21 protein-coding genes and 1 tRNA gene are annotated in these 17,768 nt (G+C 71.5%); 8 read left to right on the top strand and 14 right to left on the bottom strand.

All coding sequences use genetic code 11. The features are described from left to right. Window positions 1-497: 497 nt before the first annotated feature. The 7 genes from QSK36_RS21535 to QSK36_RS21505 form a co-directional block, all read right to left on the bottom strand. The gene (locus QSK36_RS21535) at window positions 498-728 is read right to left on the bottom strand and encodes a hypothetical protein (RefSeq protein ID WP_285783650.1); all 231 of its coding nucleotides are present in this window, start codon (window positions 726-728) and stop codon (window positions 498-500) included. Between the two features lie 165 nt (window positions 729-893). Continuing rightward, window positions 894-970: transfer RNA gene (locus QSK36_RS21530), tRNA-Lys, on the bottom strand. A gap of 70 nt (window positions 971-1,040) precedes the next feature. Further along, window positions 1,041-1,622, bottom strand: coding sequence for a hypothetical protein (locus QSK36_RS43530; RefSeq protein WP_352240681.1), 582 nt, complete (start codon window positions 1,620-1,622; stop codon window positions 1,041-1,043). Between the two features lie 1,005 nt (window positions 1,623-2,627). Next, window positions 2,628-3,014 carry an OsmC family protein gene (locus tag QSK36_RS21520; RefSeq protein ID WP_183540401.1) on the bottom strand — a complete coding sequence of 129 codons (387 nt, stop codon included), beginning with the start codon at window positions 3,012-3,014 and terminating at the stop codon, window positions 2,628-2,630. Between the two features lie 4 nt (window positions 3,015-3,018). Continuing rightward, window positions 3,019-4,092 (bottom strand): HAMP domain-containing sensor histidine kinase, encoded by a 1,074-nt coding sequence (locus QSK36_RS21515; RefSeq protein ID WP_285783649.1) that lies wholly within the window; start codon window positions 4,090-4,092, stop codon window positions 3,019-3,021. Continuing rightward, window positions 4,089-4,793: a response regulator transcription factor gene (locus QSK36_RS21510; RefSeq protein ID WP_285783648.1), complete on the bottom strand. Its 705-nt coding sequence runs from the start codon at window positions 4,791-4,793 to the stop codon at window positions 4,089-4,091. The genes QSK36_RS21515 and QSK36_RS21510 overlap by 4 nt, the downstream gene beginning before the upstream one ends. A gap of 54 nt (window positions 4,794-4,847) precedes the next feature. Then, on the bottom strand, window positions 4,848-5,123 hold the full coding sequence (locus QSK36_RS21505) for a hypothetical protein (RefSeq protein WP_076438988.1): 276 nt from the start codon (window positions 5,121-5,123) through the stop codon (window positions 4,848-4,850). Between the two features lie 181 nt (window positions 5,124-5,304). Between QSK36_RS21505 and QSK36_RS21500 the strand changes: the two genes are divergently transcribed. The 4 genes from QSK36_RS21500 to QSK36_RS21485 all read left to right on the top strand — a co-directional run bounded on the left by QSK36_RS21500 (window position 5,305) and on the right by QSK36_RS21485 (window position 7,938). After that, window positions 5,305-5,676: a phage holin family protein gene (locus QSK36_RS21500; protein WP_139580012.1), complete on the top strand. Its 372-nt coding sequence runs from the start codon at window positions 5,305-5,307 to the stop codon at window positions 5,674-5,676. 98 nt (window positions 5,677-5,774) lie between these two features. Further along, the gene (locus QSK36_RS21495) at window positions 5,775-6,686 is read left to right on the top strand and encodes an amidohydrolase family protein (RefSeq protein ID WP_285783647.1); all 912 of its coding nucleotides are present in this window, start codon (window positions 5,775-5,777) and stop codon (window positions 6,684-6,686) included. Further along, the gene (locus tag QSK36_RS21490; RefSeq protein ID WP_183540409.1) at window positions 6,683-7,240 is read left to right on the top strand and encodes a cysteine dioxygenase; all 558 of its coding nucleotides are present in this window, start codon (window positions 6,683-6,685) and stop codon (window positions 7,238-7,240) included. The genes QSK36_RS21495 and QSK36_RS21490 overlap by 4 nt, the downstream gene beginning before the upstream one ends. Before the next feature lie 50 nt (window positions 7,241-7,290). Beyond that, window positions 7,291-7,938 (top strand): Uma2 family endonuclease, encoded by a 648-nt coding sequence (locus QSK36_RS21485; protein WP_285783646.1) that lies wholly within the window; start codon window positions 7,291-7,293, stop codon window positions 7,936-7,938. Here QSK36_RS21485 and QSK36_RS21480 read toward each other — a convergent pair whose 3' ends face one another. From QSK36_RS21480 to QSK36_RS21470, 3 genes are all read right to left on the bottom strand, one after another. Beyond that, on the bottom strand, window positions 7,939-8,298 hold the full coding sequence (locus QSK36_RS21480) for a hypothetical protein (protein WP_285783645.1): 360 nt from the start codon (window positions 8,296-8,298) through the stop codon (window positions 7,939-7,941). It abuts the gene before it with no gap. Continuing rightward, window positions 8,295-8,435, bottom strand: a complete 141-nt coding sequence (locus tag QSK36_RS21475) for a hypothetical protein (protein WP_285783644.1) — start codon at window positions 8,433-8,435, stop codon at window positions 8,295-8,297. The genes QSK36_RS21480 and QSK36_RS21475 overlap by 4 nt, the downstream gene beginning before the upstream one ends. Before the next feature lie 93 nt (window positions 8,436-8,528). Continuing rightward, complete coding sequence (locus QSK36_RS21470) at window positions 8,529-8,990, bottom strand: cupin domain-containing protein (protein WP_285783643.1); 462 nt, start codon at window positions 8,988-8,990, stop codon at window positions 8,529-8,531. A 507-nt stretch (window positions 8,991-9,497) separates the two neighbouring features. On the opposite strand from QSK36_RS21470, the gene QSK36_RS21465 reads away from it, so the two are divergent. After that, a complete protein-coding gene (locus QSK36_RS21465) occupies window positions 9,498-10,226 on the top strand; it encodes a helix-turn-helix transcriptional regulator (protein WP_285783642.1) in 729 nt (242 codons plus the stop codon). Window position 10,227: 1 nt separating this feature from the next. On the opposite strand, the gene QSK36_RS21460 is transcribed toward QSK36_RS21465, so the two are convergent. Continuing rightward, window positions 10,228-11,448, bottom strand: coding sequence for an MFS transporter (locus tag QSK36_RS21460; protein ID WP_285783641.1), 1,221 nt, complete (start codon window positions 11,446-11,448; stop codon window positions 10,228-10,230). Between the two features lie 252 nt (window positions 11,449-11,700). Here QSK36_RS21460 and QSK36_RS21455 point away from each other — a divergent pair, with 252 nt between their 5' ends. Continuing rightward, a complete protein-coding gene (locus tag QSK36_RS21455) occupies window positions 11,701-12,492 on the top strand; it encodes an IclR family transcriptional regulator (protein WP_183540421.1) in 792 nt (263 codons plus the stop codon). A gap of 95 nt (window positions 12,493-12,587) precedes the next feature. After that, window positions 12,588-13,646, top strand: a complete 1,059-nt coding sequence (locus tag QSK36_RS21450; protein ID WP_285783640.1) for a LacI family DNA-binding transcriptional regulator — start codon at window positions 12,588-12,590, stop codon at window positions 13,644-13,646. Here QSK36_RS21450 and QSK36_RS21445 read toward each other — a convergent pair. Beyond that, complete coding sequence (locus QSK36_RS21445) at window positions 13,576-14,856, bottom strand: MFS transporter (RefSeq protein WP_285783639.1); 1,281 nt, start codon at window positions 14,854-14,856, stop codon at window positions 13,576-13,578. The genes QSK36_RS21450 and QSK36_RS21445 overlap by 71 nt on opposite strands. An 80-nt stretch (window positions 14,857-14,936) precedes the next feature. Here QSK36_RS21445 and QSK36_RS21440 point away from each other — a divergent pair, with 80 nt between their 5' ends. Further along, window positions 14,937-15,932, top strand: coding sequence for an ArsR/SmtB family transcription factor (locus QSK36_RS21440; RefSeq protein WP_285783638.1), 996 nt, complete (start codon window positions 14,937-14,939; stop codon window positions 15,930-15,932). A gap of 17 nt (window positions 15,933-15,949) precedes the next feature. Here the strand turns inward: QSK36_RS21440 and QSK36_RS21435 are convergent, their stop codons facing one another. Further along, a complete protein-coding gene (locus QSK36_RS21435; protein ID WP_183540423.1) occupies window positions 15,950-16,843 on the bottom strand; it encodes a carbohydrate ABC transporter permease in 894 nt (297 codons plus the stop codon). Beyond that, window positions 16,840-17,724, bottom strand: coding sequence for a carbohydrate ABC transporter permease (locus QSK36_RS21430; protein WP_352240675.1), 885 nt, complete (start codon window positions 17,722-17,724; stop codon window positions 16,840-16,842). The genes QSK36_RS21435 and QSK36_RS21430 overlap by 4 nt, the downstream gene beginning before the upstream one ends. Between the last annotated feature and the right edge of the window lie 44 nt (window positions 17,725-17,768).

Here is a 17,768-nt window from a genome sequence, read left to right as displayed (position 1 = left end):
GTCCGGCCAGCTCCGCACCCGGGGGTATCAGCGTGAGCCCGTCCGGAATCGGAACCGCGGTTCGCGACGGCGGAAGCACTCCGGCCGTTCCCACGCCGGACGACGAGGAGGAGCGGGCACGATCAGAGGCGGACGGCATAGGCGGCACAGGCGGCACAGGCGACGAGGACGACGCAGCGGGCACGCGAGGCACCGACGACACGGGCTGCCTGGGCCATCTCCGAGGCGCGGGTGGCACGGAGGGCACTGGAAACAAGGCAGACGCGGAAGACACGGGCGGGCCTGGCATTGGCGGGCACCCCCTTCACGGCCGGAGACGAAAGCACCATGGGTTCCCGGCCGCCTGGACCGGGATTTACTCACACAGATTCGGCTACTTCATCAACCCGGCACATGGGCCACAAACCAGAACGCCAACCAAGCTCACCCGTAACAACTACTCCAAAGACTAACCGAACACATACTCGAAAACAAGCTTGACCAGCACAAACGTGGGGTCACAACCTCGCGCCGTCCACGAACCGGGAATGCGGGAGCGGAGCGGGAGGGAGCGAGGAGCGGAGCGAAGGGTTGAAGAGCTGCACCGTCCCGATGATCGAGAAGACGCCGGTCAGGATGAGCGGCGGACGCACCATCGGCACCTTGATCGCCCAGGCGACCCGCCACGGGCTCGCCCCGTCGATCGCCGCCGCCTCGCATAGCTCACGGAGATGGCCGCTGCCTCGCATAGCTCACGGGGATGGCCTGCAGTGCCGCGTAGATCACCAGCGTGTTGGAGCGGGTCCACGCCGCCGACCGTGCAGAAGATTCGCAGCTCCCCCGCCCCGTCGGCGCGGCCCGTCTCCAGCAGCACAAGAAAGCCCAGGTCGGCTGTGCCGACCTGGGCTTTCATTTGGTGCGCCGCCAGGGACTCGAACCCCGGACCCGCTGATTAAGAGTCAGCTGCTCTAACCAACTGAGCTAGCGGCGCCCGCGATGTCCGTAACCTTAGCAGTCCCGCGAAGGTCGCGCACATCGCTCGGTGATCGGAATGTCGTGGCTCAGCTCCGCCAGGCGCCGCTAGAGAAGGGCACCGGCTCGCCGCGCAGGCCCGGCCCGTCGCCCCACTTCGTGACGACGTACTGGATCGGGATGTGGCCGAGGTCGCCGCTGACGGTCAGCGTGTTCTCGTTCCAGGTGGTGCCGGTGAGCTCGGCGAAGGTCTTGCCGTCGATGTCGAGCATGACGCCGCTGTTCGACGGGACGCCCGGGCCGCGGTCGCCGATGAAGAACTTGGCCTTCTTGCCCTTGTAGAAGATGTAGCCCTCGGTGCCGAGCGGCCAGCTCGGGCTGGCGAACATCCCCTGCCGCATGGGCTTGCCGATGGCCGGCAGACCTGTGTCGCCCTGGCGGCCCGAGGCGTCGTCCCAGAAGTACGAGCCGGTGGTGCTGCCCTGGAGCAGGACCTCCTCGTGTGCCGGGATGGCGAGGGAGGGCTGGCGCGCCGGGATGGCGGCGGAAACGTTGACGGCCTCGTTGACCGGCTGCTCGACGGGCGCGGGCACGGCGGCCACGAGGGACGCGGTGACGGCCGCCGCACCGACGAGCGTGGCCGCGGCGGTGAGGCGTCGGTTGCCACGCATGTCAAACAGAGTCTTCATCAGGGCTGGGGATCTTTCGTGAGACGACAGAGAATGGCCATGCGTCATCTAGGGACCTGCATGCGGCAGACCGCGAAGACGGGCCACGTGTCCGGGCAGGAGAAGTCGTTCACCCGGAGGCGTGTGCGCTGAAGCTATGGCGATCGGCCGGAAGGCCGTCGTGAGTCAGACGTGTGATCCGAGATGCCTTGGCTCAGAGGTCGATGTGGGGTCACCCACGGTGATCTCCTCTCCAAGTCCAATCCAGCCACCGGTCGGCGGCAAACAGGACACTACAGGACGAGTCAGGATGGAGCAAAGTAAAAGCCGCATACCGCCCAGAAGATCTACCTCTGGTCCTGTTTACCCCAAGAGGGGCGACTGCCCGCCGTCCCCACCTTTGTGATGTTGACGGTGCGTGACGGAGGTCCCATCCGCGCACGGCAAAGCGCGGAGGCCATACGGCAAGAGACCACAAAGGAAATCACCGGGGACGGCGCGATAAAGCAACCCGCCGCAAAAGCGGAACCGCCGAGCAGAAGGAAGACCGCCGGTTTACGAAGGCAAAGGTCATTTGCCGGAGCGGCGCGGGCGAGGCCCGCTCCCCGGTTCGGATAGGGAGGGGCCGGACAGGGAGGGGACGAACAGGGAGGGGACGGGCGGGAGGGGCGGGGAGGGGACGGGTGGGGAGGGGACGGGCGGGGAGGGGACGGACGGGGAGGGGACGGACGGGAGGAGAACGGGTACAGGACCCTGAAAATGCCGGAGCCGGGCAGTCCCCCAACTGCCCGGCTCCGGATCAAAGCGGTTCCGCCAGGAATGCCCTCCCCAAAGGCACCGGCGGGTCCCCCGCTTTCCGGACGCGGTTCCCCCATCCGCGTCCTTTATCAAGAAAGTCTGTCGCCCTCTCCCGAGGACTTGCTTCAACACTACAAGCGGCCTTGTCATGAAGTCGTCATAGGCAGGTTGATTTCCGGCCTACATCCGAACGGGCTCCGCCCGCCCGTGCTACCTCCCGAGGTCCAGCCTGACCTCGGTGCCCTTCTGGAGCGACCGGCTCACCGTGCAGTGGCGCTCGTGGACCCGCTCGGCGACGGCCTCGAAGACCTCGCCGGAGTCCCCCGGGGGCAACTCCACGTCGTAGGTCACCGTGACCGAGCGCAGCAGCGTCGGGCTCTCCTTCTCGGCGGAGACCTCGACGGCCAGCCGTACGAGCCGGTGGCCGCGCTTGGCGGTGAGCGGCTCGACCGTCATGACGTTGCAGCCGCCGACGGCGGCCAGCAGCAGCTCCACCGGGCTGAACAGGCCGTCACCGGAGCCCATCGTGATCTCGGCGCCGCGCTCGTTGCGGGCGACGAACCCGTCCTCGGTCCGCTCGACGCGTACAGAGCCCATGACCTCACCCTACTGGCAGCGCCAGCCGGACGAGTGTCCCTCCGCCGGGGGCGGGAGCGGCCGACACGCTGCCGCCGTGGCTGTCCACGACCTGGCCCACGATGGCCAGGCCCAGCCCCGATCCGGGCAGCGCCCGCGCCGAGGGCGCCCGGTAGAAGCGGTCGAAGACGTGCGGCAGGTCATCCGGGGAGATGCCGGGGCCGTGGTCGCGCACCGTCAGCACGCCGCCCCGCAGCGACACCTCGACCAGGCCGCCGGCCGGGCTGTACTTGGCCGCGTTGTCGAGCAGGTTGGCGACGGCCCGGGCGAGCCGGTCGGGCACACCCCGCACCACCGTCGGCTCGGCCGACACCGAGTACGCCGTCGACGGCCAGTGCCTGGCCGCCCTGGTGACCTCCCGCTCCACCAGCTCGTCGAGGCGCACGCTCTCCACGAGCACGGCGGGCTCCTCGTCGCGGGCCAGCTCGACCACGTCGGAGACGAGCGCCGTGAGCTCCTCCAGCCCGCTCACCACGGCCCGGCTCACCTCCTTGTGGACCTCCTGCGGCAGGTCGCCTCTCATCAGCAGCTCGATGTTGGTCCGCAGGGCGGTGAGCGGCGTGCGCAGCTCGTGGGAGGCGTCGGCGACGAGGCGCTTCTGCGACTTGGCGGAGCGTTCCAGCGCGTCGAGCATGGCGTTGAAGCTGCGGGCCAGGCTGCTCAGCTCGTCGTCGCCCGTCACGTCGATGCGGGTGGTCAGGTCCCGGGTGGTCGCCACCCGTCCCGCCGCGTCCTTGAGCGCGTTGACCGGCCGCAGCGCGGCCCGGGCGGCCAGCCAGCCGAGCGCCCCCGACAGCACCAGGCCGCCGAGCGCCACGGCGAGGAAGGGCCAGCCCAGGTCGTCCACGTCGGCGAGAGCGGCCAGCACGCCGTTGGGGGGCGGGTCGCCGTAGCCTCCGTAGGTCTCGTACGTCCCGTAACGGTCCATCGCCCATTCGACCCGGCGGCAGGTGATGACGTAGGCGGCCACGATCACGACGATCACGCTCACCGCGCCGGCCAGCGCGGAGGCCATCGCGAGCCGCCAGCGGAGCTTCACCGCTCCTCCCCGATGGCGGAAGGAGCGGTGGGCTCCCTGAGCGCGTACCCGAGCCCGTGGACGGTGTGGATCAGCCGCGGCTCGCCCCCCGCCTCGGTCTTCTTGCGCAGGTAACCGATGTAGACCTCCAGCGGGTTGGACCCGGGCCGGAAGCCGTAGCCCCAGATGCGTTCGAGGATGAGCTGCCGGGTCAGCACCTGGCCACCGTTGCGGATCAGCAGATCCAGCAGGGCGTACTCGGTCCTGGTCAGGTCGATGAGCCGCCGGCCGCGCCGGGCCTGCCTGCTGTCGGGCAGCAGGACCAGGTCGGCGAAGCCGGCCTCCGGGGGAGGCGCGGCGCGGCGCAGCAGGGCGCGCACCCGGGCGAACAGCTCCTCCAGCGCGAACGGCTTCACCAGGTAGTCGTCGGCGCCCGCGTCGAGGCCGGCCACCTTGTCGCCGATGCCGTCCAGAGCGGTCAGCATGAGCACCGGCAGCCGGTTGCCGTCTCCGCGCAGCGTCCGGCAGACCTCGATGCCGTTCATGCCCGGCATGAGCACGTCGAGCACCACGAGGTCGGGCGCCGCGCCGTCGATGACGTCGAGCGCGTGCATGCCGTCCCCGGCGGTCGCCACGCCGTACCCCTCCACACGGAGCGCCCGGGCGATCGCGTCGCGGACCTCGGGTTCGTCGTCGACGACAAGCACCTGTGTCTTGACCACGCCGCCATTGTGACGTGCGGAGATGAGAGGTTGCTGAGCGTTCGCCCCCCGCGCTCAGGCGTCGGGGTGTTTGGACAGATAGTCGACGTAGACCGGCCGTAGCGCGTCGCCGAGCTCGCCCTCGCCCGCCCCGATCGCGTCGCTGAGCAGCGCCGAGACCCTGCTGAGGTCGTTCGCGGTCTCGTCACTGTTGCCGCTGGCGGCCTCGGCCGCCGGGATGACCTTCAGCAGGTCCCACAGGAATCCCAGGTCGCCGTGCCGTACGGCGTAGCGCACGGCGCGGTCGTGCAGCTCCTTCGCGGGGAGCGACTCGAGCTCTTCCACGTCCATCCGATCTCACCCCCAACTCGTCGGTTTCCCCCAGGTTTGCCGCTTATACCCCCGAGGCGGGAGAAAGACCGCCGAAATCGGATGGGCTTTTTGCCGCTCCTCCCCGGCCCCGGCGCAGGCCGCCTATTCCGGCCACGCGCGAACCGCGCACTCTTTGCCGTGCCATGGAAGGATTCTTGAGGTGAAGGTCATACTCAAGATCATCGTGGTGGCCGCGGCCCTGTGGGCGTCCACCAAGCTGGTGGACGGCATCACCGTCAGCGCCGGCTCCACCGCCAAGCAGATCGGCACCCTCCTCGCGGTCGCGCTGATCTTCGGCCTCGTGAACGCCGTCATCAAGCCGATCATCAAGACGATCGGCTGCGCGTTCTACGTGATCACGCTCGGCCTGTTCGCCCTGGTGGTGAACGCGGCCCTGCTGCTGCTCACGAGCTGGCTCGCCGAGCAGCTCGACCTCCCCTTCCACGTCGACGGGTTCGTGGCCGCCTTCTGGGGCGCCATCGTCGTCGGCGTGATCAGTTGGATCCTCAACATGATCCTCGGCGACGACTGACCGGCCCGGGGCGGGTGTGCCATCCGCCCCGGGGTCACTCCCGCCCGAAAAGCATGTAATCTGGGTAGGGAATGCGGGCTTAGTCGAGAGGCGGGCAGATGAGCGTGGACGTGCACCAGCACCTGTGGACGCCGTCCCTCGTCGACGCGCTGCGCCGCCGCACCCGCCCGCCCTACCTGGACGGATGGACGCTCGTCCTCGACGGCGAGCCGCCGTACGAGGCGGATCCGGCCGACCACGACGTGGAGATCCGGCGCAAGCGCAACGCCCACCTCGACCTCGCCCTCGTCTCCCTGTCGAGCCCGCTCGGGATCGAGCACCTGCCGCCGGAGGAGGCGTGGCCGCTCATCGACGCCTACCACGCCGACGCCCGCGCGCTGCCCGCGCCGTTCGGCGCCTGGGCCGCCGCCCCGGTGACCGACCCCGATCCCGTACGGCTCTCCCGCACCCTCGGCCGCGCCCTCGACCAGGGCCTGGCCGGGCTGCAGCTTCCGGCGACCGCGCTCGGGGACGCCCGGGGGCTGGCCCTGGCCGCCCCGCTGCTCGACGTGCTGGAGGACCGCGGCCTGCCGCTGTTCGTCCATCCGGGCCCCGCCGCCGCGGCGGGCCCGGCGTGGTGGGCCGCCGTCGTGCCGTACGTGCAGCAGATGCACGCCGCCTGGTACGCGTTCGAGGCGTTCGGCCGGCCCCGGCATCCCCGCCTGAAGGTGTGCTTCGCGCTGCTGGCCGGGCTGGCCCCGCTGCACAGGGAGCGCCAGTTGAGCCGGGGCGCCGCCGGGCGCGGCCTGGTGGACCCCGATCTGTTCCTGGAGACGTCGTCCTACGGCCCCCGGGCCGCCGACGCGGTGATCCGCGAACTCGGGATCGACGTCCTCGTCGCCGGGAGCGACCAGCCGTACGCCGAGTCGGCGTGGCCGGACCCCGGCGACCCCGCGCAACGAGCCGTCGATCATGCCGTCCGCGTGGCCAATCCCGGCCGCCTGCTGTCCCGGAAGGAGTCGCACCAATGAGCACGCCCACGATCCAGGAAGGCGCGCTCTGTGCCTCCTTGACCGACCTGGCCCCCGTCGGCGACCTGCCCGCCCGCGCGCTCGACCGCCGCGAGCTGCTCGCCCTGGTCGAGGACCTGGCCGCGCGGCCCGAACTGTGGCGTCACCACCTCAACTTCGAGGGCGCGGAGGACGGGGGACGCCACTACGTCTCGCTGCACCGCGACTCGTACGTGGACGTGTGGCTGTTGTGCTGGCGGCCCGGGGACGACACCGGGTGGCACGACCACGACGTCTCCTCCGGCGCGGTCAGGGTGGTGGCCGGCGAGCTGAAGGAGTGCAATCCGCGCATCGGCGGCGTCCACCTGGAGACGCCGGTCGCGGCGGGCGAGGCCTTCTCGTTCGGGCCCGACCACATCCACCGGCTGACCGGCGAGGCGCCCGGCTCGGTCTCCATCCACGCGTACTCGCCGCCGCTGTGGCGCATGGGGCAGTACTCCATCACCGACGACGGGACCATGCGCCGCCTTTCGGTCGGGTACGCGGACGAATTGCGCCCGATCGACCCGGCTTAGGGTGGCGCGAGTAGTTCGATCATCACCGAGGGTGACGCTAGGCTGCTGCCATGACCAGCGTGCTCGATGACTGGCTTCAGCCCCGTCCGGGGGGCGGGGCCGGGGGCCTCTCCGATCGGCTCTCCCGGCTCCGGCCCGCGGTGGGCGAGCGGCGGGACGGCGGGGACGACGCCGATCACCCCGACGCCGATCACCCCGACGCCGATCACTCGGACGACGATCAGCCCGACGCCGGCCTCATCCCCACGGGCCCCCAGACGCGGTTCCACGAGCGTATGACCTACGGCCTGCGCACCGCCCTGAACGCGCAGGTCCCGGGCGACCTGGTGGCGGTCAGCCGGATGGACGTCCTGCTGGGGCCTGATCGGCGCGCCCGTCCCGACGTGTCCCTGGTGGACGACCTCGCCGCCTCCGACGACCGGAGGACCTGTTATCTCGCCGAGGAGGTGCGCCTGGTCATCGAGGTCGTCGGCCCCGACTCGGCCGCTTCGGACCGCGATGTGCGGCCGCGGCACTACGCGGCGGCCGGCATCCCCCACTTCTGGCGGGTCGAGAGCACCGACTTCCGGCCCTTCGTCTACTCCTTCGCACTCGACGCCGACGGCGCCGGATATCAGGTGACCGGCGTCCACCACACCCGCCTCGCGGTGGACGCCCCCTTCCCCATCGCCATCGACCTCGAACGGCTGCCGCGCTGACTACCCCGCCGTAGGGCGAGCGGCGAGCACATTCGACGCCGACCGGAGGGCGCAGGCCCGGGACCGGCGAGCCGGGGTGCGGTCTGGCCGCCGGTCACCTCGTACGGCAGAAATCTGCGGCGGCACGGCTCGGGCGGCGAGGGCCGAGTAACGGGCCGGCGCGGGGAGCCGGGTGTCTCCATCGCCGGGTACGAGATCTTCGACGACATCCCCGGCCCTGCTGTACAGCCGGGCCCGTTCCAGCCGGCTCGATCCCGAGTGCAGTGCCTCCTGCACCAAGGCGTGGGAGAACCGATAGTCCCAGCCGCCGTCCACCTCCACCAGCAATCCGGTGGCGACCGCCGGCTCCAACAGGGTCACCAATCCATGGATATGGACTCGCCGGGGTTCAGGGCCAGCAATGCGAGAACAGCCCGCTGCTTGGGGGGACCGAGATCCAGAGCCGCCTCGCCCTCGCCCGTGACTACCTCGATCAAGCCGAACAGCCGGAAGTCCATGTCTCCTCCTGAATGGGTGGGAGGTCCCGGCGGGACCTCCCCGGGGCCTGCTTGGACGGGCCGGTTCGTGAAGGCTCGGAAGGTTCGGGAGAGTTACTCCGCCGGGCGGCCGATGAAGGTGGTCCGGTTCCGTTCGGCGATCTCGGTTACGAGCGGGGCCAGTTCCTCCATCGGGCGCCCGGGCGGGACGTTCGCGTCGAGGTCGGCGAAAAGCCTGCCCGTCCCGTCGGTCAGGCTGAAGGCCAGGAACTTCACGGCCTTGCTGCGCACCTCGATCGTGTGCACGGCCCCGGTGGGGACCGTGATCGACTCGCCGGGACCCATCTCGTACCGCTTGGAGCCCACCTGGACCGACATCCTGCCGTGCAGCACGTAGTACGACTCGGGCCAGGGGTGCCGGTGCGGCGGCACGAAGCTGCCTCGCTCTCCGTCGATCTCGAACAACTCGTACTCGCCGCCGGTGTGCTCCGCACCGACCTTGACGGTCGCGGTGCTGTCGACCGTGAACAGTTCCCTGCCCTCACCGGCGAGGCTGTGGTGGATCTGCTGGGGCATGCTCGTCTCCTTACTGTGTCGCGCCGAGGTCGCGGTCCCGGTGGGCACCGCATCGCGCTTTCACGTTAGGAACGGACGTCGCGGGGCTCCATCCCGGGAGAACGGTGATCACGGCGGGCAGGCGCCCCCAGGAATCTGGGATGGTGTCCGGCGGAGCGCTCTTCGATACTGGGGCCATGGTGAACCAGGCACGGGCCGCGGAGGCCAGGCGGCGCCTGTCCGCCCTTGCCACAGCCGGCTTGAGCCCCGTCGAGGTTCAGCAGGAGGCGATCGAGGTGGTCGGCCGGGTCGTGCCGTACGACGCCACCTGCTGGGCTGCTGTGGACCCGCAGACGATGCTGCCCACCGGTTCCGTGACGGTCGATCTCAACCCCTCGGCGCGGCAGGAGGCGCTGTTCGCCGAGATCGAGTACGGGTACGGCCCTCCGGACGGCAACAGCTTCGCCGACCTGGCGCGCAGGGAGGTCCCCGTCGGGCGGCTTCACCGAGCTGCCATACGGAGAGGTCGTGCGGAGCCGTCGCGTCAACGAGCTCTACACGTCCATGGGAGTGGCTTTCGACCTCCGTGCGTCCTTCGTCAGCGGCGGCGCCTGCTGGGGAGTCGCGGGCCTGATGCGCGGATCCGGCGGTTCCGACTTCTCCGCCGCCGAAGCCGGCTTCCTCGCCTCGGTGGCTCCGTTGATCGGCACGGCGTTGCGTACGGCGAGCCGAAGCGTGCTGCCTGGCGCCGGCGGCGGTTCCGGCGGTCCTGTCGTGATCGTGCTCGGCGCCGGTGGCGATTTCACCGGCGTCACCCCCGCCGCGTGCGACTGGCTGGAGGCCTGGCAGGCCGTACGTCCCGGCTGGCTCGGCGTCGCACTGCGCGGCGTGGCCGCCACGCTGTCCGGTTCCGCCACGGGCGCGGCGCACGCCCGCATGCGTGACGTCACGGGCGCCTGGGTCGCGCTGCGCGCCGCACCGCTGATGGACCTGGACGGCTCATCGACCGAAAGGGTGCTCATCACCGTCGAACCGGTGCCCGCGGACGAGGTGATCGGGATCATGATGAGTTCCTACGCCCTGACCTCTCGGGAGCGGCAGGTCTGTGCGGAGGTGCTCACCGGCCAGTCCACCTCCGAGATCGCTGACGTGCTGCATCTGTCGGCCTACACCGTCCAGGACTACCTGAAGTCAATCTTCGCGAAGGTCGGCGTGCGCAGCCGCAACGAACTCGTCAGCCGCCTCCGCGGTTCCTGATCTACCCGGGCCCCGGGCGGGCCGCGAGCACACCCGACGTCAGTTGGAGGGCGCACGCCCCCAGCCCGGCCAGCAGGGGCACGGTCCAGCCGCCGGACAGTTCGTGAAGCAGGCCGAACGCGAGCGGCCCTATCGCGGCCAGCACGTAACCGCTCGACTGGGCGACCGCCGACAGCGCGGTCACCGAGGCCGGATCGGGCGCCCGCAGCGTGATGATCAGCAGGGCGAGCGCGACGGAGGCCCCTTGGCCGAGCCCGAGGACGATCATCCACAGCCACGGCGTGGTGGTGGGCGCGAGCAACACGCCCAGATATCCGCCGATGGTCAGCAGCACGGCCACGACCACATGCGGCACCTGGGAACGGGCCCGGCCCGCGTGCAGGGGGACGGCCAGCGCCGCGGCGATCTGCACGAGATTCGTCAGGCCCAGCAGATATCCCGCCTCGTCGGCCGGCAGGCCGGCGGCCTGGAACACGGTGGGCAGCCAGGCCAGCAGGACGTAGAAGGTCAGCGACTGCAGACCCATGAACGCCATGACCGACCACGTCGCCGGCGCCCGGAGCAGGGCCGCGTACGGCCGGCGGCCGGGGGCGCCGGACCGGGAACGGCCGTCCCGCCCCGCCGCCGTCGCCGTCGCCGCAAGGTCCTGCGCGGCCGGCCTCGTGAGCGCCACCCACCACAGGACGGCCGCCAGCAGCGCGAGCAGGGTCGCCGACCCCGCCGCCGCCCGCCAGCCGACCTGCCCGGCCAGCGGGACCATCGCCGCCGAGGCGATGGCGGCCCCACTGACCATGACCGAGACGTACAGGCCGGTGAAGAGCCCGATCCTGCCTGGGAAGTGCTGCTTGACGAGACCCGGCATGACGACGTTCATGACGGCGATGGCCGTGCCGGCCAGGGCGGCGCCGCAGTACAGCGCGGGCGCGCCGTCCGCGCTGCGCAGGGCGACACCGGCGGCCAGGACGAGCAGACCGGCCAGCAGCGTGCGGTCCAGCCCGATCCGGGTGGCCAGCGCGGGCGCGGCCGGGGCGAGCAGACCGAGGCACGCCACCATCACCGTGGTGATGGCGCCGCCCCCGGCGGGGCTGAGGCCGAGGTCCCGCATGATGGCCGGGAGGAGCGGTGACACGCCCGCGAGAGCGGGCCTCAGGTTGAGCGCCGCCAGGACGAAACCGCCCACCAGCAGCAGCTTTCCCCGATTGTCCGTGATCCTCCTCATCATTCGCCAAACCCTACCGGGACGGTGTCGCGCGCCCGCCCGTCCCCCGGCCGGGGTGGCCGGCGCTAGTGCCGTGACCGACAAGGTCTGCCCGGAAGGAGCGGTGTCCAGAGTGGTGCATCGCAAGGCGGAGGAGGAGGTCGTAGCGGAGCCTACGGCCGACGACGACAACGCGGCGAGGTGCCGCTCTGGGCGACGCGACGGGGCAAAGATTGGCGGGAGGGGCACTAGGGTTCGGTCGGGAGGTGGGCGGTCATGGCGGAGGAGCACGTCCAGTCGCTGGCCCGGGGTCTGGCCGTGATCCGGGCGTTCGACGCGGCGAGCCCGGAGCTGACGCTCAGCGAGGTGGCCCGCAAGACCGGTCTCACCCGCGCCGCGGCGCGCAGGTTCCTGCTGACGCTCGCCGGCCTGGGCTACGTGCGGACCGACGGGCGCCTCTTCTCCCTGTCGCCCCGGGTGCTCGATCTGGGCTACGCCTACCTGTCGAGCCTCTCCCTGCCCGAGGTCGCGCTGCCGCACCTGGAGCGGCTCGTCGCCGAGGTGCACGAGTCGGCGTCGGTCTCCGTGCTGGACGACACCGACATCGTCTACGTGGCCCGTGTGCCGACGGCGCGGATCATGCGCGTGACGATCGCGATCGGCACACGCTTCCCGGCGTACTGCACCAGCATGGGCCGGGTGCTGCTCGCGGGGCTCCCCCCGGAGGATCTCGACGCCTACCTCGCCCGCGCCGACCTGGAGCGGCTGACCCCGCACACCACCACCTCGCCGGTCGCCCTGCGCGCCGCCCTCGATCGCGTACGGGCCCAGGGCTGGGCCGTGGTGGACCAGGAGCTGGAGGAGGGACTGCGCTCGATCGCCGCGCCGATCAGGGACCGCGGCGGCCGGGTGGTGGCGGCGCTCAACGTCTCCTCGCACGCCAGCCGCACCACTCTGGAGTCGGCCCGCCGCGACCTGCTCCCCCCGCTGCTCGCCACCGCCGCCAGGATCGAGGCCGACCTGCGCGCCACCGGAGGCGCGAGCCGCGCACAGCCCGGCGGTCCGTGACCCCGCACACCCCCCACGTCCCCACAAAAGCGACCATCTCTCACCAAGGAACTGACAACGTTGTCTAGGGCCGTGAAATGGGAGATGATCCCTGCGTGGGAGAGACGAGACGCGGCCGTCCGACCATGAACGACGTGGCCGCCGCGGCCGGTGTGGCGCTCAAGACCGTCTCCCGCGTCGTCAACAGCGAGCCAGGCGTCAACGCCGCGACCGCGAGCCGCGTGCAGGCGGCCATCGAGCGGCTCGGCTACCGCCGCAACGACAGCGCGCGCATCCTGCGCCGGGGCCGCACGGCGAGCATCGGCCTGGTGATCGAGGACGTGGCCGACGCCTTCTACTCCAGCCTCAGCCGCGCCGTGGAGGACGCCGCGCTGCACCACGGCTATCTGCTGTTCACCGGGTCGTCCCGGGAGGACGCGGCCCGCGAGCGCGATCTCGTGCTCGCCTTCTGCGCCCGCCGCGTGGACGGGCTGATCATCGTGCCGGCGGGGAGCGACCACGGCTACCTCGCGCCCGAGTTCGAGGCCGGGATCAAGGCGGTCTTCGCCGACCGGCCGCCGGGCGCGGGGTGCGAGGCGGACACGGTCCTGTGCGACAACGCGGGCGGGGGCCGGACCGGCACGGCCCACCTGATCGCGCACGGCCATCGCCGCATCTCCTTCCTCGGCGACTCCCCCGGGATCTTCACGGCCGCCGAACGGCTACGTGGTTACCGGCAGGCGCTGGCCGCCGCCGGCCTGCCGTACGACGAGGGCCTGGTGGCCATGGGGCCGCCGGACCCGGCGCGGATGCGGGCCGACCTGACCCGGCTGCTCACGGCGTCCGAGCCTCCGACCGCGTTGCTGGCCGGCAACGGCCGCACCACCGTGGAGACCCTGCGGGCGCTGGCGTCGCTCACGGGCGCCGCCGACGCGGGCGCCGCGGGCGGCCTCGCGCTGGTGGGGTTCGACGACTTCGAGCTGGCCGACCTGCTGGGCATCACCGTGGTGGCGCAGGATCCCGCCCGGCTCGGCCGTACGGCCGCCGACCTGCTGTTCATGCGCCTGTCCGGAGACGAGGAGCCGACCAGCAGGATCGAACTGGCTACGCGGCTGGTTCCGCGGGGCTCGGGCGAGCGCCCTCCCCTGCCCCTCCGGGACCGTACGGCGGGCTGATGCGGGACGACAGGGAGCCGCGCAGATCACCCCGCAGCGCGAGCACGACGGCGATCACGCCGCAGCCCGACAGCGCGATGGCGAGATGGGCGGGCACGAGTTCGGCGAGGGCGCCCGCGGCGGCGGCGCCCAGCGCCTGGGCCGTCATCAGACCGGACGTCTGCAGGCCGAACGCCTGCCCGCGCGCGGCCTCGGGAACCGCGTCGAGGAACCGCCGCTGGAGCCCCAGGTTGTAGGCGAGCCCCGCCGCGGCCAGGGCGGCCAGCGCCGCCGCCCCGGCCACCCCCGGGCGGACCGCGAACCCGAGCAGCGGCGCGCCCAGCAGGAGCGCCAGCGGGAGGGTCAGCCGTTCGCGCACGGCGGGCGGGGCGAACCTGCCGACGGCGAACTCCCCCACGCCCATGCCCGCCGCCGCGGCGGCCAGCACGACTCCCGCGCCCCACGCCGATCCCTCACCCGTGAGGTAGGGCACGAAGACGGCCTCCGCGCCGATCGAGAGCATCGGCGGCAGCCACCCGGCCAGCAGCAGTCCCCGGACGGCGCGGTCGGCCAGCAACGCCCGGTTGACCCGCAGCGTCGTCCGTACGGCCCCGGCCCGGCCTGAGGCACGCGCCGGGCGGTCGCGCAGCCCGAACCGGGTCAGCGCCGCGCTGCCCAGCGAGAGCGCGGCAGTGATCAGCAGCGCCCTGTGCGGGCCGGTCACGGCGAGCAGGCCCCCGCCGACGGCCAGCCCGGCGACCTGCGCCCCCGCCGAGGTCGTGGTGAACACGGCGCGGCCGAGCACGTACGCGTCCCCCGCCAGCACGTCGGGCAGCACGGCGGCGCGCGCGGCCGAGAACAGGGGCGTGGGCACGCCCGCCGCGAACACCAGCGCGAGCATGACCCCGATCGGCAGGTCCCCGAAGCCGAGGACGAGACATGTGGCCACGCGCAGAAGGTCGCCCGCGACCATGAGGGCCCGCGGGCGCCACCGGTCGGCGAGCGCCAGCAGGAGCATCCCGCCCGCCACCTGCGGCAGGAACCCGATCATGTACGCCAGCGCGGCCAGGCCCGGCGACCCCGTGCGCGCGTAGACCAGCACGGAGAACGCGAGCATCTTCACGGTGTCGCCCAGGACCAGCAGAAGCTGGCTCCCGAAGAGCACGCGGAACTCCGGGACGGCGAAGCACGCCCGGAACGTCGATCTCTCCTGGTTCGCGGCCACGGTCATGGCCCACCTCCTTGGCGCACATGCTCGGCCCGCCGCCTCGGGCCGCGCTAACGTTTCGGAAACTGCCGAAGGGTGGGCATGTGTACCGGATCGAGGTGAGCCCGCAGGACGTCGCGGCCAGCCGTTTCGCGACCTCCCCGCTCAACGAGACCATGCACGCGATGTGGATGCTGTCGGGCCGGCTGGAGGCGGGCGCGCACGCGTCCTGGGCCGCGACGGCGCGCCCCCGGTTCGCCCGGCTGCTGGCCGGCAGCCCGGGGGCGCGGGCGATGGTCGCGCTGTTCCGGCAGGGGGCCTACATCGCCGACTTCATCGCGCCGCCGCCCACCGGGGTCAACGTCGCCTTCGCCGAGGAGATCGCGGCGATGCGGGCCACGCCCCTGGAGCGAGCGCGGGCCGAGATCGCGATGTCTCTAAACGGGCGGCCGCCCCCGCCCGCCGAGATCATGGAGGTCCTGGAGCACGACGACGTGGTCGCGCTCCTGGCCGACGGGCTCGAGAGCACCTGGACCGAGCTGGTCGCGCCGCAGTGGCCCCGCTTCCACGCGATCCTGGAGCGCGACGTAATCCAGCGGGCCGGGCGGCTGGCGACGTACGGCTGGGCGGCGGCTCTCGACGACCTCGGCCCGCGGGTCCGCTGGCGACCGGCATCGGCCCTCATCGAGGTGGCGGCCTCCGGCGACCGGGACGAGCGGCACCGGCTCGGCGGCCGCGGCCTGCTGTTCCTGCCCAGCCTCTTCGTCCGCAAGGTGATCGCCTACCTCGACGAGGCGTGGCCGTACGCGCTGGTGTATCCGGCGCGGGGGGTGGCGGCGGCGCAGCCGCGGGTGGGCGGCGCGGCGGCGCTCGCCGGGCTGGTCGGCAGGTCCCGGGCCCGGATCCTGGCCGAGCTGGAGACCCCGGCGACCACCACGCAGCTCGCCGCCCGCCTCGGGCTGGCGCTCGGCACGGCCGGCGGCCACCTGACCGCGCTGCGCGCGGCCGGGCTGGTCGCCGGCACCCGGGTCGGGCGGCAGGTCCTCTACCGGCGCACCCCCCTCGGGGACGCGCTGATGACCGGCCGGCTCGACTCCTGAGACTCAGCCCTTGAGACTCAGCCCTTGAGCGCGCCCGCCATGAGACCGCGCATGAAGAACCTGCCGAGCAGCACGTAGATGACCATGGTGGGGATGGACGCCAGGATCGCCGCCGCCATCTGCTGGCTGTACGGCGTCGTCACGGCGCCCGCGATGTTGTTGAGCATGACCGTGGTCGGCCAGGAGCTCGGCCCGGTGAGGAAGACCGCGAACAGGAAGTCGTTCCACATCGAGGTGAACTGCCAGATGATCACCACGGCGAACGCCGGGCCGGAGACCGGCAGCACGATCGACCAGAGCGTCCGCAGCATCCCCGCGCCGTCGACGCGGGACGCCTCGATGAGCTCGTCGGGGATCGTGACGTAGTAGTTGCGGAAGATCAGCGTGCAGATCGGGATGCCGTACACCACATGAGCGAGGACCAGGCCCGGGATGCCGCCGTACAGCTGCACGCCGAGGGTGTCGCCCACGTTCACCATGAGCTGCACCAGCGGGATCATCACGCCCTGATAAGGGATGAACATGCCGAACAGGAACAGCGTGAACAGCACGTCGGCGCCGGGGAAGCGCCACTTGGACAGCACGTACCCGTTGAGCGCCCCGAGGGCGGCGGAGATCAGCGAACCGGGGACCGCGAGCAGGAAGCTGTTGACGATGCCGGGTTCGAGCTTCTCCCAGGCGACCCTCCACGCCTCGGTCGTCCACACCTTGGGGAGGTTCCACGCCTGCGTGGGATCGGCCTCGGTCAGCGGCTTGAAGCTCGTGACCAGCAGCACGTAGACCGGGATCAGGAAGACCAGGACGAACAGCAGCAGCAGGACGAGCCGCACCCACATGCCGGCCCGGCCCTTGTCGCGGACCGGGGCGGCGGGCGCCGTACGCGGGGCCTTCTCGGCGGCTTGCGCGGTCATGAGCGCTTCCCCTTACGGGCGTCCCAGATCAGGTAGGGCACGACGAAGACGGCGACGGACAGCACGATGTAGGACGCGATCGTCGCGCCCTTCGCCGGGTCGTGGGAGTCGTAGACCGCCGTCCACATGAACGTCGCGGGCACGTCGGTGATGATCTGCTTGCCCGACACCGCGACGACGAGGTCGAAGACCTTGAGCGAGATGTGGCCGAGGATGATCAGCGCGGACAGCGTCACCGGGCGCAGCATCGGCAGCACCACGTGCCGGTAGACCCCCCATTCGCTGCAGCCGTCCACCCGGGCGGCCTCGCGCAGCTCTTCCGGCACGCCCCGGAACCCGGCGAGGAACAACGCCATGATGTATCCAGACATCTGCCAGATCGCCGGGATCGCCATGGCGGCCATGCCCCAGCCGGGATCGCGGAACCACTGCCACTGCAGGAAGTCGAGCCCCACGTAGTGGAAGAGCCGGTTGAGCCCGACCGCCTGCTCACCCGTCGCGCTGTTCATCAGCCACCGCCAGACCACGCCGGTGGCGATGAAGGAGACGGCCATCGGGAACAGGTAGACGGCGCGGAAGCCGCTCTCCGCCCGGATGCCCTTCTCCATCAGGAAGGCGAGGAGCCAGCCGAGGACGAGCGCGCCGCCGACGAAGACCACGGTGAAGACGATCGCGTGCCGGACCGACAGGCCCCAGCGCTCCTCGCTCCAGATGCCGGTGAAGTTCTCCAGCCCGACGAAGTTGCCGGGGATCTCCGCGATCTCGTCGTGCTTGTCGGTCATGGCGAGCTTGAAGTTCCAGCCCAGCAGGCCGTACACGAAGACCGCGATGAGGATGATCGACGGCGACACCAGGAGTAGCCCGGGCAGCCATCTGCGCACCCGCGTCACTTGTACCTCTCAGAAGATCAAGTACGGCCCACGCC

Origin of the sequence: Microbispora sp. NBRC 16548, from assembly GCF_030268985.1 — a bacterium.
GTDB classification, from domain to species: domain Bacteria; phylum Actinomycetota; class Actinomycetes; order Streptosporangiales; family Streptosporangiaceae; genus Microbispora; species Microbispora catharanthi.
This window is presented reverse-complemented; position numbering and strand designations above follow the sequence as displayed.

Coding starts and splice junctions, on each gene's coding strand:
- QSK36_RS21505 (WP_076438988.1), bottom strand. CDS start 5,123: ATGGACGTGGAAGAGCTCGAGTCGCTCCCCGCGAAGGAGCTGCACGAC.
- QSK36_RS21445 (WP_285783639.1), bottom strand. CDS start 14,856: ATGACCGTGGCCGCGAACCAGGAGAGATCGACGTTCCGGGCGTGCTTC.
- QSK36_RS21475 (WP_285783644.1), bottom strand. CDS start 8,435: ATGGACTTCCGGCTGTTCGGCTTGATCGAGGTAGTCACGGGCGAGGGC.
- QSK36_RS43530 (WP_352240681.1), bottom strand. CDS start 1,622: ATGCGTGGCAACCGACGCCTCACCGCCGCGGCCACGCTCGTCGGTGCG.
- QSK36_RS21490 (WP_183540409.1), top strand. CDS start 6,683: ATGAGCACGCCCACGATCCAGGAAGGCGCGCTCTGTGCCTCCTTGACC.
- QSK36_RS21495 (WP_285783647.1), top strand. CDS start 5,775: ATGAGCGTGGACGTGCACCAGCACCTGTGGACGCCGTCCCTCGTCGAC.
- QSK36_RS21435 (WP_183540423.1), bottom strand. CDS start 16,843: ATGACCGCGCAAGCCGCCGAGAAGGCCCCGCGTACGGCGCCCGCCGCC.
- QSK36_RS21470 (WP_285783643.1), bottom strand. CDS start 8,990: ATGCCCCAGCAGATCCACCACAGCCTCGCCGGTGAGGGCAGGGAACTG.
- QSK36_RS21455 (WP_183540421.1), top strand. CDS start 11,701: ATGGCGGAGGAGCACGTCCAGTCGCTGGCCCGGGGTCTGGCCGTGATC.
- QSK36_RS21535 (WP_285783650.1), bottom strand. CDS start 728: ATGCGAGGCAGCGGCCATCTCCGTGAGCTATGCGAGGCGGCGGCGATC.
- QSK36_RS21520 (WP_183540401.1), bottom strand. CDS start 3,014: ATGGGCTCTGTACGCGTCGAGCGGACCGAGGACGGGTTCGTCGCCCGC.
- QSK36_RS21460 (WP_285783641.1), bottom strand. CDS start 11,448: ATGATGAGGAGGATCACGGACAATCGGGGAAAGCTGCTGCTGGTGGGC.
- QSK36_RS21485 (WP_285783646.1), top strand. CDS start 7,291: ATGACCAGCGTGCTCGATGACTGGCTTCAGCCCCGTCCGGGGGGCGGG.